12 protein-coding genes are annotated in these 14,914 nt (G+C 53.3%); 1 reads left to right on the top strand and 11 read right to left on the bottom strand.

The genetic code is table 11. The annotated features are described in order from the left end of the window. Nucleotides 1–41: 41 nt before the first annotated feature. The 10 genes from rsgA to NQ534_RS15520 form a co-directional block, all read right to left on the bottom strand. Nucleotides 42–917 carry a ribosome small subunit-dependent GTPase A gene (gene rsgA / locus NQ534_RS15565; RefSeq protein WP_006862686.1) on the bottom strand — a complete coding sequence of 292 codons (876 nt, stop codon included), beginning with the start codon at nt 915–917 and terminating at the stop codon, nt 42–44. A gap of 3 nt (nt 918–920) precedes the next feature. Then, nucleotides 921–2,951 carry a Stk1 family PASTA domain-containing Ser/Thr kinase gene (gene pknB, locus NQ534_RS15560; RefSeq protein ID WP_006862685.1) on the bottom strand — a complete coding sequence of 677 codons (2,031 nt, stop codon included), beginning with the start codon at nt 2,949–2,951 and terminating at the stop codon, nt 921–923. Beyond that, nucleotides 2,945–3,691 (bottom strand): Stp1/IreP family PP2C-type Ser/Thr phosphatase, encoded by a 747-nt coding sequence (locus tag NQ534_RS15555; RefSeq protein ID WP_006862684.1) that lies wholly within the window; start codon nt 3,689–3,691, stop codon nt 2,945–2,947. Before NQ534_RS15555 ends, pknB begins: the two co-directional genes overlap by 7 nt. A gap of 2 nt (nt 3,692–3,693) precedes the next feature. Beyond that, on the bottom strand, nt 3,694–4,743 hold the full coding sequence (gene rlmN, locus NQ534_RS15550; RefSeq protein ID WP_040783929.1) for a dual-specificity RNA methyltransferase RlmN: 1,050 nt from the start codon (nt 4,741–4,743) through the stop codon (nt 3,694–3,696). A gap of 11 nt (nt 4,744–4,754) precedes the next feature. Further along, nucleotides 4,755–6,110, bottom strand: coding sequence for a 16S rRNA (cytosine(967)-C(5))-methyltransferase RsmB (rsmB, locus tag NQ534_RS15545; RefSeq protein ID WP_040783926.1), 1,356 nt, complete (start codon nt 6,108–6,110; stop codon nt 4,755–4,757). Then, nucleotides 6,103–6,843 (bottom strand): zinc metallopeptidase, encoded by a 741-nt coding sequence (locus NQ534_RS15540; RefSeq protein ID WP_006862681.1) that lies wholly within the window; start codon nt 6,841–6,843, stop codon nt 6,103–6,105. Before NQ534_RS15540 ends, rsmB begins: the two co-directional genes overlap by 8 nt. A gap of 84 nt (nt 6,844–6,927) precedes the next feature. Further along, entirely contained in the window at nt 6,928–7,926 is a 999-nt protein-coding gene (gene fmt, locus NQ534_RS15535; protein WP_006862680.1) for a methionyl-tRNA formyltransferase, read from the bottom strand. Beyond that, complete coding sequence (gene def, locus NQ534_RS15530) at nt 7,923–8,411, bottom strand: peptide deformylase (protein ID WP_006862679.1); 489 nt, start codon at nt 8,409–8,411, stop codon at nt 7,923–7,925. Before def ends, fmt begins: the two co-directional genes overlap by 4 nt. Before the next feature lie 71 nt (nt 8,412–8,482). Next, nucleotides 8,483–10,717, bottom strand: coding sequence for a replication restart helicase PriA (priA, locus tag NQ534_RS15525; protein WP_006862678.1), 2,235 nt, complete (start codon nt 10,715–10,717; stop codon nt 8,483–8,485). After that, a complete protein-coding gene (locus NQ534_RS15520) occupies nt 10,714–12,177 on the bottom strand; it encodes a UDP-N-acetylmuramoyl-L-alanyl-D-glutamate--2,6-diaminopimelate ligase (RefSeq protein ID WP_040783853.1) in 1,464 nt (487 codons plus the stop codon). Before NQ534_RS15520 ends, priA begins: the two co-directional genes overlap by 4 nt. A gap of 372 nt (nt 12,178–12,549) precedes the next feature. On the opposite strand from NQ534_RS15520, the gene NQ534_RS15515 reads away from it, so the two are divergent. Beyond that, the gene (locus tag NQ534_RS15515) at nt 12,550–14,418 is read left to right on the top strand and encodes a hypothetical protein (RefSeq protein WP_006862675.1); all 1,869 of its coding nucleotides are present in this window, start codon (nt 12,550–12,552) and stop codon (nt 14,416–14,418) included. A gap of 117 nt (nt 14,419–14,535) precedes the next feature. Here NQ534_RS15515 and NQ534_RS15510 read toward each other — a convergent pair whose 3' ends face one another. Beyond that, entirely contained in the window at nt 14,536–14,790 is a 255-nt protein-coding gene (locus NQ534_RS15510) for a hypothetical protein (protein ID WP_006862674.1), read from the bottom strand. Nucleotides 14,791–14,914 lie beyond the last annotated feature (124 nt).

Here is a 14,914-nt window from a genome sequence, read left to right as displayed (position 1 = left end):
GGACTTTTCCGCGCTTTGCGTTTCCAAAATCCCTGGCATCATTAATATTTTCTCTTATTTTTCAGCTCGTCATACATTTCCAGGTAATTTTCATACCTCTGGCGGCTGATTTTCCCTTCCGCGAGCGCCGCCTTCACCGCGCAGCCCGGCTCATGCGTGTGCGTGCAGCCAAGGAAACGGCAGTCCCCCTGCCAGGGGGCAAATTCCGGGAAATATTCCTTTAATTCCTCTTTTTCCATATCCCACACGGAAAGCGAGCTGAAGCCGGGCGTATCGCACAGAAACGTGTCGTTGTCCACCGCCAGTATCTCACTGTGCCGGGTGGTATGCTTCCCGCGGTCAATTTTTTCGCTGATTGCCCCGGTCTGCATCTGCGCATGCGGCACGAGCAGATTGACAAGCGACGATTTTCCCACGCCGGAGGGTCCGGCGACCGCCGTCGTCTTCCCTTTCAGAATTGCGCGCACACCGGATAAGCCCTCCTGCGTAAGCGCGCTCACAAACAGCACCCGGCAGCCGCAGTTTTCATAGATTTCCCGCAGCCGCTCACATGCTTCTTTTTCTACAATATCCTGCTTGTTGAAGCAGATTACCGACTTTACCGACTGCTTCTCCATCGCCACCAGAAAACGGTCGAGCAGATTGAGATTCGGCTTCGGCTTTGCCGCCGCAAAAATGACCAGCGCCTGGTCGATATTGGCGACCGCCGGACGGATAAGGGCATTCCTGCGCGGCAGCAGCTTTTCGATATTGCCGGTATGCTCTGTCTCATCAAGAACGTTAAGCTCCACATTGTCGCCCACCAGCGGCTTTATGCCGTCCCTGCGGAAAATACCCTTTGCCCGGCATTCGTATACGCCGGATTCCGTCTGCACATAATAGAATCCGGCAATTCCTCTGATAATTTTTCCCTGCATAAATCAGTTTACCTGTGAAAACGGAACTGCGTAATTCGCCACCAGCTCATACTGTCCGGTTACGCTGTTCATCACATAAAAATTAACCGTGCCCTGTGATTCGCCTGCTTTTCCTGTCATTGTCAGGTCGTAGGGGAAGCTGATAGATCCCTGCGCAATCACTGTCGTATCATTGCCCTGCACCAGCTCCAGCCTTGCATCCTCGCCGTTATATCCCGGCGGCGCCTCAAGCTGCACATTACACTGCCAGGTGCCGTCAGCGTTACCTCCGGATGCCGTGCCGTTCCCGGAGGAGCTGCCGGTACTCACGCGGAGAATCACTGTCGTGCCCGGCACCGCCGTGCCGGTAACGCTCTGGTCTATGACGGTTCCCGCCGCCGCGCTGTCCTCGTCATCCTGGCGCTCCACATAAAAGCCCGCCGACATCATCATATCATATGCCGTATCGTAATCCAGCCCCGCAACATCCGGCACGCTCACCGGGTCACCGCGCTGCAGTACCGCATCCGTCTCGCTCTCTGTCTGCGTTTCGCTCTCCGTCACATCATCCACGATCTGCACCGGAGCCTGCGTCTCCTGTGTCTGGCTCTGCGTCTGGTTCTGCACCTGGTTGTTCTGCGTCTGGGACGAGCCGCCCGTCTGCTGCGTCTCGCGCTCCGAATCCTCCGTCTCTTCCGTCGTCTCCTCAGTCTGGCTCTTCTGCCCGAAGATCGAGGGCAGACTGAATTTGATAAGACCGAGTGCGTTCGCCACCAGACCCAGGAAAATACAGGCAATCAGGATCGCGACGATAATGCCGCCCACCGTCATAATCTTCTCCAGCTTCGGGTTCAGAATGCCATCATCCTCCTCGTCCTCCTGATAGCGGTTTTCGCTGTCATATTCATCCTGGTAGCCGTAACCCCGATTTCCGTAGGCGCGCCCGTAGGGGTCGTACGGCTGCTTTCCGTAACCGGGCTGGCTGCCCGGCTGTCCGTAGCCCTGGGTTCCGCCCGGCTGTCCATAGCCCGGCTGCTGCCCGTAGCCCTGTCCGTTCTGCGTCTGCCGGTAGCCCGGCGCGCTGCCCGGCTGCCCGTAGCCGCCCGTCTGTTCCTTATTTCCTTCCGCAGCGCCTGCGCTGTGCGCGCCCTCCTTGATCGCTCCCAGCTCGTCCTTTGAAATGACGACCGTGCGCCCGGTATTGCTGGCGCTCACAATATGAACAAAATTTCCGTCCGGATTAATCAGCGATTCCTTCAGGTCGTAAATCAGCTCCGCCATATTGGCATAGCGTCTGTCCGGACTTTTCTGGGTACATTTGTAAATAATCTGCACAGTGCTCTTCGGCAGATTCGGCACATAAATCTCCGGAGATTTGATTTCCTCCTGCAGATGCTTGATGGCGATCGCCACCGTCGTATCGCCGTCAAACGGCACATGCCCGGTGAGCATTTCGTACATGGTAATGCCGAGCGAATAAATATCGCTCTTGGCGTCGCTGTAGCCGCCGCGCGCCTGCTCCGGCGAGCTGTAATGCACCGAACCCATCACCGTCGTATTGATGGTGTTGCTGGTAGTCGCGCGCGCGATGCCGAAATCCGTCACCTTCACCTTTCCGTCCGTGGAAATGATGATGTTCTGCGGCTTGACATCCCGGTGGATAATGCCGCTGTTGTGCGCAGCCTCCAGTCCCTGTGAGACCTGGATGGCAATGCTGGTCGCCTCCCGCACGGAGAGCCTGCCCTTTTTCGCGATGTACTCCTTCAGGGTAATTCCCTCCACCAGCTCCATAACGATGAAATTGATATCCCGGTCCTCACCGACATCGTAGATGTTTACGATATTCGGATGGGCAAGTCCCGCCGCCGCCTGCGCCTCTGCCCGGAATTTTGTGATAAATGCTTTATCTGAACGGAACTCGTTCTTCAAGACCTTCACTGCAACGAACCGGTTCAGCTTGTGGTCTCTCGCCTTGTACACATCCGCCATGCCGCCGGCTCCGATTTTCCCGACGATTTCATAGCGTCCCTGTATAAACATGCCTTCCTTTAACACTTTTTCACCTCATTTCCGCGCGGTCTGACCAGAAGCGCCGTAATATTGTCAGAGCCTCCATTTTTATTGGCAGCCTCCACCAGACGTTTTCCCGCAATGCGCAGGCTGCTCTCCTCCGTAATAATCCGCTTCATCTCCTCGTCCGTCAGCATATTGCTGAGCCCGTCCGTGCAGAGCAGCAGCGTGTCATTCTTCGACACCTGCACGTCAAAAAAATCTATCGCCACTCTCTCCTCCACCCCGATAGCCCGTGTGATCACGTTTTTATCGGGATGATAGCGTCCCTCCTCGCGGGTGAGACCGCCCGCGCGGATCATTTCCTCCACAAGCGAATGGTCCCTGGTGATCTGGCGGATAGACTTTCCGCCAATCAGATATAGACGGCTGTCGCCGACATTCGCCACATACAGAATATCCTTCACAATGGTCGCCACCACCATCGTGGTGCCCATTCCCTGATATTTTTCCCTGGAATTTGCTTCCTCCAGCACCTTTGTATTCGCCTTTTCAATGGATCTGCGGATGATCCGGATGGGATTTTTGTCCCGCTCCCATCTTACATTCCTCAGAAAAACCTCCACCGCATAGCTGGATGCGCGGTCTCCTGCGTTGTGTCCTCCCATGCCATCTGCGACGACAAAAAGGTTCGGCAGTCTTCCCACCGGCGTATCGGACGCGAACACGTAGTCCTGATTGACGCTGCGGATGCGGCCAACATCCGTAATACAATATGATTCCATGATTATTCCTCTCCTTCAGTCCTGTCCAGATAACTTTTTCTCAACTGACCGCATGCGCCGCCGATATCGCGGCCCATTTCTCTTCTAATTGTAACATTTATTCCGTATTTTTCAAGTTTTGTTTTAAAGTCCGCGATCACCCGCCGCTCCGACTGCACGAAGCTGCGCTCTTTAATGGGATTGACCGGAATCAGATTCACATGGCAGTTCAGCCCGTCCAGCAGAACGGCAAGCTCTCTTGCATCCTCCTGCGAATCGTTCACGCCGCCCACCAGGCTGTACTCAAAGGTAAGCCTTCTCCCCGTCTCCCGGAAATAGGCGCGACACGCCTCCATCACCTCAGAAAGTTCGTATTTACGGGCAATCGGCATCAGCTCCATGCGCTTCTCCTGCGTCGGCGCATGAAGGGAGAGCGCCAGCGTGATCTGCAGCTTTTCTGCGGCAAGCCGGTAAATATTCGGAACAATGCCGCAGGTGGAGACGGTGATGTTCCGCTGGCTGATGTTGAGCCCATGCTCATCACTTAACATATGTATAAATTTTACCAGATTTTCATAATTATCCAGCGGCTCGCCGGTGCCCATCACCACGACATTGGAGACGCGCTCTCCGCTGTGCTTCTGGATTTTATAAATCTGGTCCAGCATTTCCCCCGGAAGAAGACTGCGTGTCAGACCGCCCAGCGTTGACGCGCAGAAACGGCAGCCCATCCGGCAGCCCGCCTGCGAAGAAATGCAGACAGAATTTCCGTGATGATACTTCATCAGCACGCTCTCGATGACGTTGCCGTCCTGCAGACGGAAAAGATATTTGCGCGTGCCGTCCGCCTTTGATTCCAGTACATCCACCATTTCCAGGCTGCTGCAGAGATATCTGACATCCAGCGTCTCCCGCAGCTTTGCCGGAAGATTCGTCATTTCCTGCACCCCGTCCGCCAGCTTTTCATGAAGCCACTGATATATCTGCTTTGCGCGAAAAGGTTTCTCCCCCAGCGCCTCCAGCTCCCGCTGCAGCTCCTCATAGCCCAGGGAGCGTAAATCCTTTCTGTTCATGCCGTCCGCCATCATTTCACCCTCTTAAATCTTGCGATAAAGAAACCGTCCGTCCCGTGAACGCCGGGCAGAAGCTGCAGATATCCCGCCTTTGTGGTGCGGCTCTTCAGGGCGTCGCACAGATACGGGTCGATGCTCTCCAGACGGAAGGGATAATTTTCCAGAAACCATTTGACGTTGTACTGATTTTCATCCGCGCCGATGGTGCAGGTACTGTAGATCAGCGTACCTCCCACTTTAACGTAGGACCACACCGTATCCAGAATCTTCCGCTGCAGCTTCACAAGCTCCTGCTGCTTCGCCTCTGTCATTTTATATTTGATATCCGGCTTTCTGCCGATCACACCCAGCCCCGAACAGGGCAGGTCTGCCAGAAGAATGTCCGCCTTCTCCACAGAAGCGCCGTCGAATACAGTCGCATCCTGCCGTATGGCGGTCATATTGATCCGCCCCGTGCGCTCCAGATTTTCCTGCATCAGCGACACCTTATAATCCGTCAGGTCGCGCGCCTCCACATAGCCGCTCCCGTTCAGCTTGTCCGATAAATGCAGGCTCTTTCCGCCGGGCGCCGCGCAGACGTCGATACAGTAATCGCCCCATTTCGGCGCCGCCACCTCCGCCACCAGCATGGAGCTGACATCCTGCACCTGGAAAAGTCCCTCTTTAAAGGCATTGATTGCCTGCAGATAATTGTAATCGGAAATCTCCAGCGCGTAGGGCAGATACGGTACCTCTTTTACCGTGATGTTCTGCTCGCGCAGCTTTTCAATAATCGTCTCTTTCGGCGCGCGGCTTAAATTGCAGCGGATGCAGGTGCGGCTCTCCTGCCACAGCCCGCGGCAGATTTTCTCCACCGTTGCAAAATCAAACTGCGCCAGCCATTTCTGCAGAATCCACTCCGGCATCGAATAGCGCACCGAAAGATACTTGCGCGGCGTGCGCTCCGCATCGGGAAAACGCACCTCTCCGATGCCTCTCTCCGCCGCCCGCAGCACGCCGTTTACAAACCCCTTCAGGGTATAAAAGCCTTTTTTCTGCGTCAGCTTTACCGCCTCGTTGACGACCGCAGCGTGCGGCACGCCGTCCATATACTGCATCTGGTAGATGGACATGCGCAGAATATTGCGGATAGCCGGCTTCATATTCTGCACCTTCACCGTGGAAAACTGTTCCAGAATATAATCGATCTGAATCATGTTTTCCATTGTCCCCTCCACCGTTCTGGAAATAAACGCCCGGTCACGCTTTTCCAGATACTGGTACTTTGCAAGCACATCGCGCAGGACAATATGGCAGTACTGTTCCTCCTCCGTAATCGCCATCAGCGCTCCCAGAATAATTTCTCTCGTGTTTACGATATTAGTCACGGTCATTCCTCCTGGAGAGCAGAATGAGACGCAGAAGCTGCAGCATGGAGCTTGCAAGCGCCGCCACATACGTCATCGCCGCAGCCCGCAGCACCTTTTTTGCCCCGGTCATTTCCTGCGCGCCCAGCATCCCGGTATCCTCCAGAATGCGCAGCGCCCGTGAGGAAGCATTAAATTCCACCGGCAGCGTGACAAGCTGGAACAGCACCGCCAGGGAAAACAGGATGATCCCCGCCATCACCAGCGGCTGCAGGGAGAAAATAAGTCCGATCACAAACACCGGCCAGGAAAGCTGGGAACCAAAGTTTGCCAGCGGCACCAGTGTGCTGCGCAGCACCAGCGGTCCATATTTTTTCTGATCCTGCACCGCGTGTCCGCACTCGTGCGCCGCCACGCAGACCGCCGCCACCGAGTTGGAAGAAAACGTGCTGTCTGACAGATTTAACGTCTTGTTTCTGGGGTCGTAATGGTCCGTCAGCTTCCCGCTGACATGGCGTATCTGCACATCGTAGATCCCCGCCGCGTGCAGCACCTGCTGCGCCGCCTCCGCTCCCGTCATGCCGCGCATACAGCGCACACGGTTGTATTTTGCAAAAGTGGAATTCACCCCGGCGCTCGCAATCATCGTGAGGATAAGCCCCAGGAGCGCCAGAATCATCGTCGGGTCAAAATATAATCCGCGATATCCGTAACCATACCCGTAAAAATTATTTGCATAGCTGAGTAACATCATATAAAATGCTCCTTTCCGTCTCCGTTCTGTGCAGCCTGCGCTTTCACCGGAAGCGCGCCCACACGCCCGCCGTACCGGAGATATTTAATTGCCAAGCCGCGCTCCCTCCGCCACGGAGAAGCCCCGCAGGAAAGCTGCAGTATCCATGCGCTTCTTCCCCTCCAGCTGTACCTCCGTCAGAGAGAGCACACCGTCTCCCGTCTGCACGCAAAGCTCAGACTTTGTCACCTTTACCACCGTGCCCGGCGCCGTGCACATCTCTTTCTCTGCTTTCTCTGCCGCGGTCCTCTTTTCATCCGCTTCCCCGGACGCGCCATCTCCATCTTTTTCATACAGCTCTGCCCGCCAGATTTTCAGCGTCTTTCCGTTCAGATGCGTGTAAGCGCTCGGCCACGGATTCAGCCCGCGCACCAGCCGCTCAATCTCTGCGGCGCTTCTGCTCCAGTCGATTTCGCCGTCCGTCTTTTTCAACATCGCCGCGTAAGCGGTCGGACTCTCCGCCGGCTGCGGCTGCGGCGTCACGCTGCCATTCTCCAGCGCATCCATCGTTTTTAACAGAAGCTGTGCGCCGGTCACGCTCAGTTTATTGAACAGACTGCCTCCGGTCTCATCCGGCGCAAGCGCCACCTTCTCCGTCAGCAGCATATCGCCGGTATCCAGCCCGGCGTCCATCTGCATCGTCGTCACGCCGGAAAATTCCTCTCCATTGATGACCGCCCACTGGATCGGCGCCGCTCCCCGGTATTTCGGAAGCAGCGAAGCGTGGACATTCACACAGCCGTACCTGGGGATATCCAGCACCGCCTGCGGAATTATCTGACCGAAGGCAACCACGACGATAACCTCCGGTGCAAGCTCCCTTATCTGCTCCAGCACACTCTCCTCGCGCACGCGCACCGGCTGGAATACCGGTATCCCGGCGGCAAGAGCTTCCTCCTTCACCGGTGTGATCTGCACCGACTTTCCTCTGCCCTTCGGCTTATCGGGCTGCGTAAAGACCGCCGCCACCTCATGCCGCGACGAAATCAGCGCCCGCAGGGTGCCGACCGCAAAGTCCGGCGTTCCCATAAACACTACTCTCATGCTTCTTCCTCCTCTTCCGGAATTTCAGAATTATCATAGAGTTTCCCCTCTACCTTCGAAGTATACATAATTCCTTCCAGATGGTCGCATTCGTGGCAGATGGCCCGCGCCAGCAGCTCTGTGCCCTCCAGGACGTACTCCTGCATATTCTCATCAAATGCGCGCACGCGCACGTAATTCGGGCGTGTCACGATACCGCTCTTGCCCGGCAGGCTCAGGCATCCCTCATAGCCCCGCTGCTCGCCGGAGGTTTCCTCTATCACCGGATTAATCAGGACATGCGGCTCCTCGCCCGTCGTGTCGATAACGACGATGCGTTTTAAAATGCCGACCTGCGGCGCCGCCAGTCCCACGCCGCCCTCCTCGTACATGGTATCAAACATATCATCAATCAGCGTGCGGATGCGCGGCGTCACCTCTTTTACCTCTTTGCATTTTTTCTCCAGTACCTTATCTCCCTGTATTCTCACATTGCGGATTGCCATGCTTCTTTCCTCCTTTTTTTGTCTGCGCCGCCGCTCTCTCCCGGTCCTCTCTGCCGGCAGCGCCTGCGCAGCTACTCATTCATATCGAACTGGATGCCCACACTGCGGTAGCCATCGTTCGCCTCAATATATTGTTCCAGACGGTCTTTGATCGCCGTCAGCTCTTCCATCGTTCCTGCTTTGATATAAAGTACCCTGCGGTACACCTCCTGTATCTTTGCAATGCTCTCCGGGGCAGGTCCGATAATATTTCCCTCACTGTTTTTATAAATGCGCTCCGCCAGCCGCCTTAAATACTCCATCGCCACACCGAGATGCTGCTCGTCGCGGCAGGTGCCATGAATGGAGAGCATCTTTCTCGCCGGCGGATAGCCCGCCACCATGCGGTAGCTGATTTCCTCCTCATAAAAGCTTTCGTAATCCTGCGCCGCCGCTGTGCGGATGCAGTAATGCTCCGGGTCGTAGGTCTGTATCACGACTTTGCCGAGTTCTTTTCCCCTTCCGGCACGCCCCGCCGCCTGCGTGATAAGCTGGAAGGTGCGCTCCGACGCCCGGTAATCGTCTGCAAACAGCGACAGATCCGCCGCCAGAATCCCCACCAGCGTCACATCCGGAAAATCGTGCCCCTTGACGATCATCTGGGTACCGATTAAAATATCCGCCTCCCGGTTTGCAAAGGCAGATAAGATTTTTTCGTGTCCATCCTTCTCTCTTGTGGTGTCCATGTCCATCCGCAGAATGCGCGCCTGCGGAAACTCCCGCGCCACCATTTCCTGCGCCTGCTGTGTGCCGATGCCAAAGCCGCTCAGAAATTCCGAGCCGCATTTGGGGCAGCGCGCCGGGCGCCTCTCTGTATAGCCGCAGTAATGGCAGACCATCCTGCCGTTATTATGCAGAGACAGCGAGACATCACAATGCGGGCACATCAGCACATGACCGCACGCACGGCAGGACAGAAAGCCGGAATAGCCGCGCCGGTTTAAAAACAGCATCGCCTGCTGCCCGCGCGCCAGACACTGCTCCAGCTCTTTTTTCAGCGTCCTTCCCAGAATGGAGCGGTTGCCCTCCGCAAGCTCCCGCCGCATATCCGCCACCACCGTCTCCGGAAGCGAGCTGTTCTTCGCCCGTTTCTTTAATGTGTACAGAGCGTATTCCCCATCCAGCGCCCGGCTGTAGGCTTCCAGAGAGGGCGTCGCCGAGCCGAGAATCACCTTTGCATGTTCCAGCTCCGCTCTCTTAATGGCTGTTTCCCGCGCATGATAGCGCGGCGTCTGCTCGCTCTGATAGGTCGGTTCATGTTCCTCGTCGATAATGATGATGCCAAGGTCCGGAAACGGCGTAAACAGCGCCGAGCGCGGTCCGATCATCACATCGATGTCCCCGGCGCGCGCCCGCTGGAACTGGTCGTAGCGCTCCCCCGCAGAGAGCCGGGAGTGGATAATGGAAATCCGCTCGCCAAACCGCCGGTAAAAACGCATCACCGTCTGATATGTCAATGCAATCTCCGGAATGAGGACAATCGCCTGCTGCCCGCGCGCGATCACCGTATCGATCAGCTCCATATAAATTTCTGTCTTGCCGCTGCCGGTGATCCCATGAATCAGGGAGACGGTCTGCTGCGGATTATCCCAGTTTCTGCGGATATCCTCCACAATGCGGCTCTGCTCCTCATTTAAAGGAATGCGGATATTGGAAGCGCCGCTCTGGTGTACCGGGTTGCGGTAGACCGCCACCGTCTCGCAGGCAAGCACGCCCTGCTCCTCCATCGCCTTCACCGTGGCAGCGGAAATATTCAGCCTGCCCGTCGCCAGCTCATAGGGCAGCTCCTGCTCCACCTCCAGCGCCTCCAGGAGACGCAGCCTTGCGCGCTGGTTTTTCTGCCGATAGAACGCGATTTTTTCCTGTGTCTGCTCTTCATCCAGCAGGAGACGCAGGCTTTTTTTCTGCCGCGGCTTTATTTTCTGTTTCACCGGAATGACTGTGCGCAGCGCCTGCACCATCGTGGAGCCGTAGCGCTCCCGCATCCAGGCGGCAAGCGCCACCAGACGGTCCTCGCCGGATGTGCCGGCATCGCCGCTCACCACCTCGCAGATATCCTTTATCCTTGAGGGTTCAATCTCCGGCGTCCCGGTAAGCTTCATCACATAGCCCTTTGTTATGCGCCCTCCCTTTCCGAACGGAATCCGCACAACGCTTCCCTGGCGCACCTCTGTGCGCAGCGCCTCCGGGATGCGGTACTGAAAGGTCCGGTCCAGCCTTTCATGTGAAATATCTACAATAATATCTGCAAAGAGTGATTCCGTCAAGCCTTATCCTCCGCCAATATCTCCTTTATCAGCACCCGTTCATCCATCGGATGCTTCACGCCGCAGATTTCCTGGTAATCCTCATGCCCTTTTCCGGCGAGCACAATGACGTCGCCCGGCTGCCCGTGATGGATCGCGTAGGCGATTGCCTCCTTGCGGTCAGTGATTTTGATGTATTTTCCATCGGTCTTTGCGATACCGGTCTCGATATCCGCTATGATTGCCTCCGGCTCCTCATAGCGCGGGTTGTCGGAGGTAATGATGGTGAAGTCCGCATATTTTCCGGAAACCTCGCCCATTTCAAAGCGTCTGGCGCGCGAGCGGTTGCCGCCACAGCCAAACACGCAGACCAGCCTGCCCGGATTGTATTCCTTCAGCGTGGTAAGCAGGCTCTCCAGACTCATGGCGTTGTGCGCATAATCAATCATCAGCGTAAATTCGTCGGAAACCTTTATCATTTCGATGCGACCCTTCACCTTCGCCTTTTTGAGCGCCGCAATCATTTTCTCTTCCTCCACGCCGAAATAATCGCAGACGGCGATTGCCGCCAGCGAATTGTAAATGCTGAACTTGCCCGGAATGTCAATCTCCACGAAGAAATTGCGCTTTCCTGTCACATGGTAGGCAATGCCAAGATAGCCCGGCTTTGAGACGAGCTGCGCCTCCGATGCCCGGAAATCCGCCTTTTCCCCGAATCCGTAGGTCTCCACATCGCAGGTATGCCCCTCCAGAATCGCCTCCAGATGCGCGTCATCCGCGTTGAAGATACCGTGACGGCACTGCTTAAAGAGCATCGCCTTGCAGCGCAGATAGTCCTCGAAGTTCTCGTGCTCCGCAGGTCCGATATGGTCCGGTTCAAGGTTCGTAAAAATACCGATTTCAAAGGTAAAACCCACCGTGCGGTGCAGCATCAGCCCCTGGGAGGAAACCTCCATCACCACGCAGTCGCAGCCTGCCTCCGCCATTTCCGCAAAATATTTCTGGATAGTCGTCGATTCCGGCGTGGTATTGCTTGCGGGAATCACTTTATCTCCGATAATCGCCTCGATCGTGCCGATCAGCCCGACCTTGTGCCCGGCAGCCTCCAGAATTGATTTAATCATATAGGTGGTCGTCGTCTTTCCCTTGGTGCCGGTAATGCCGATTACCTTGAGCTTTTCCGCCGGATGCCCGTACCACGCCGCCGCTATCAGCGCCATCGCGTAGCGGCTGTCCGCCACCTTAATGACTGTAACGTCTCCGGGTACCTGCACATCGTCCTGCACCACCAGGACCCCGGCGCCCTTCTGCGCCACCTCCGCCGCATATTTATGACCGTCCGCAACCGCGCCCTTTATGCAGAAAAACAGGCAGCCTTCCCGCACCTTTCGCGAATCGTTGACAATATCCGTCACCTCAATATCTGTATTGCCCTGTACGCATTCATACTCCACTCTTTCTAGAAGTTTTGTCAGCTTCATAAAATCCCTCCCCATCCTTGATATACTGCCCGCACTCCCAGATAGCAAAAACGCACGGACAGCCCACGTCCAAACCTTTCGTTCTTCCGTGTATATTGCCCATGCGTTCATGATAGCACACTTTTTCCGCCGTTTCAATTCATAAAAGCGGCTTCCGCTGCTCCATGTTGTCCGCGGACGTCCGAGCCTTTGCAAAATTTGCAACAAACGAATTTTTGTCTAGTTCCCCGGCTTTCCGCAAATGCTAAATGTAATACCTGCCATTCATAATTAAGTAATAAAAAACTGGTGATTTTGTCAAAAAGTGACATTGTAACAAAAGTAAAGTCATGCTATACTGGAAAAAATATAACCCAGAGGGAGGAACGTCGAATGAGGAGACATTGGAAACAAGCAACAGCTTTCTTTCTGACTGCGGCACTGGTAACAGGCAGCAGCTCTTTTGCTGTCTTTGCAGAAGAGGCGCAGACAGAGGCTGAACAGAAAGAAACTTACATAGCAGAATTGTTGTCTGAAGAACCGGTATCGGAAACGGCAGATACTGAAAAAGAACCGGATACCACACCGGAAATATCAGAGGGCGACAAAACCGTGGAAGAGGCCGTGACAGAGGCAACCTCCGAAACAGAAACAGAGACTGTGACAGAAGTAATCTCTGAAATAGAAACAGAGACTGCGACAGAAGTAACCTCCGAAGTAAACGCAGAGCCTGCTTCTGAAGAACAAAAAAACGCTAAACAGAGCAGAAGTGATTTTCCCAGTCTGTACCCGGATGAATATTATTACATGGAAATGTTTACTTATGTAGGTGAAAACTGGTCGATTGGCATACGCTCTACCATGAAGCCGGGAGAAACTATAGAAATCGGTCCAAAAATTAATTACAATTATGATGTTGATGGAGAACATCATGCTGACGAATTTTTGGATTTTTATGTTGAATGGGAGATTATTGAAGGTAAAGACGCCATTTCGATTGAAGTAAATAAAGAAAATAACCAGCGTGCCTATCTAACGGTAAATGAGGATGCAGATGAATGCGAAGTTCGTATAAAAGCACATATTATGCATCAGAACGATGACGGCAGTGTAGAAGAATTAGAATGCTATGGCGGGTCGTCGGAGCGGGTGATTACTATTGATAAAGAGTATGTCCCAGAACTGATTAAAGATTTGCGGGAAGGTGAGGACGGAAAACTTTATTATTATGTAGGTGATGAAATAGATGCCGAATTTGAAGGAATCCCGAATCTCAAATATCAAAAAGATAAATATTATATTAAAAATGGAACCGTCGCAACGGATATGAATGGTCTGTACCTAATAGAGGATGAACGAGATGAAACGACAACAGGTGACAGATATTACTTCTTTAAAAACGGCAAAGTAGATGGTGGATATACTTTTACCGGACTAGCGGAATATGAGGATGGCACTAAATTCTATATTGAATATGGCGTGGCCGTAACGGATCTAAACGGTCCGCATTGGGTATCGACAGCAGTGGATGATGGAGAGAAGACAACAGTTGATAGATACTATTTCTTTACAAATGGCAAAGTAGATACAAGCTTCGAAGGAATCGTGGAAGTTAATTTTGCCAATCTTCTTTTCTATAAATACTATATCAAAAACGGCACAGTTGCAACAGATATGAACGGTCTGCATTGGATAGCGGATGAACTGGATGACACAACAACAGGGAATCAATTCTACTATTTTACAGAAGGCGAAGTAGATAAAGGTTTCGTGGGACTCACAGAGTATAATGGCGGTAAGTTCTATATCAAAAATGGCACGGTTGCAACAGATATGAACGGTCTGCATCTGATAGAGGATGCACTGGATGAGACGATGGCGGGTGATAAATTCTACTTCTTTTCTCTGGGGCAGATACAGAATGCATACAAAGGACTTGCTTTGTATGATAATGAGTGGTTCTATCTGGAAAATGGCTATCTGGATACAGATATGAATGGAATTGTTGAGTATAATGGAGGTAAGTTTATTGTTGCGGCTGGACGGATTGCAAGGGAAGCAAATGGTCTCTGGCAGGATCCGAAAGATGGAAAATGGCACTTTACAGCCAACGGTCAGCTTCAGACACAGCATACCGGTATTGCATCCTACGATGGTCAAATGTTCTACATCATTAGCGGCGAGCTTGCAACAAACTACAATGGTACAATTAAACATAATGGTGTTACCTATACAGTAGTAAACGGGCAGTTATATAAATAATCTGTGTTCCTGGTAAAAAATGACTCCTTTTCGGTAAGAATTCAATCTTATCGAAAAGGAGTATTTTTTATTTCAATCCTCTGATAAAGGGAACCAGCAATGCACCCGCTATACTGATCAATGATGCCGCGGTGTTTTTTCTTCTCTCTCCCTCTGTTCTGCCGCAAGTCTTGCTTTTGCCTCCTCCACAGTCTCGCCTTCTTTTGTCAGAAAGCTGTCGACAAATCTGTCCGCCATTTTTGTGAAGCCGCCGACTGCGCCCTCCTCGATTTTTTTGTAACCGCCAACGACTCCCTCCTCAATTTTTTTGTAGCCGCCGACAACCCCTTCCGCAATCTTTTCATTTGCTTGTACCAGCTTTGACTTTGCCATATTCTGTCTCTCCTTCTTATTTTTGATTTTTGTTTCTTGCTTTCTTGTTTTTTGTTTATGTCATTACTATAACAGTAAATTGTTTTTATAAGGTTTGCGTTTTGTTTCAATTATGTTAATGTCA

Source organism: Marvinbryantia formatexigens DSM 14469, from assembly GCF_025148285.1.
Taxonomy (GTDB): domain Bacteria; phylum Bacillota; class Clostridia; order Lachnospirales; family Lachnospiraceae; genus Marvinbryantia; species Marvinbryantia formatexigens.
The sequence above is the reverse complement of the archived record's forward strand: the minus strand, read 5'-3'. Positions and strand labels throughout refer to the sequence as shown.

Bases quoted from the DNA above. Each gene is read 5' to 3' on its own strand.
- def (WP_006862679.1), bottom strand. From the start codon at position 8,411: ATGGCAATCCGCAATGTGAGAATACAGGGAGATAAGGTACTGGAGAAA.
- NQ534_RS15510 (WP_006862674.1), bottom strand. From the start codon at position 14,790: ATGGCAAAGTCAAAGCTGGTACAAGCAAATGAAAAGATTGCGGAAGGG.
- NQ534_RS15540 (WP_006862681.1), bottom strand. From the start codon at position 6,843: ATGATGTTACTCAGCTATGCAAATAATTTTTACGGGTATGGTTACGGA.
- NQ534_RS15520 (WP_040783853.1), bottom strand. From the start codon at position 12,177: ATGAAGCTGACAAAACTTCTAGAAAGAGTGGAGTATGAATGCGTACAG.
- fmt (WP_006862680.1), bottom strand. From the start codon at position 7,926: ATGAGAGTAGTGTTTATGGGAACGCCGGACTTTGCGGTCGGCACCCTG.
- rlmN (WP_040783929.1), bottom strand. From the start codon at position 4,743: ATGAACAGAAAGGATTTACGCTCCCTGGGCTATGAGGAGCTGCAGCGG.
- rsgA (WP_006862686.1), bottom strand. From the start codon at position 917: ATGCAGGGAAAAATTATCAGAGGAATTGCCGGATTCTATTATGTGCAG.
- NQ534_RS15555 (WP_006862684.1), bottom strand. From the start codon at position 3,691: ATGGAATCATATTGTATTACGGATGTTGGCCGCATCCGCAGCGTCAAT.
- NQ534_RS15515 (WP_006862675.1), top strand. From the start codon at position 12,550: ATGAGGAGACATTGGAAACAAGCAACAGCTTTCTTTCTGACTGCGGCA.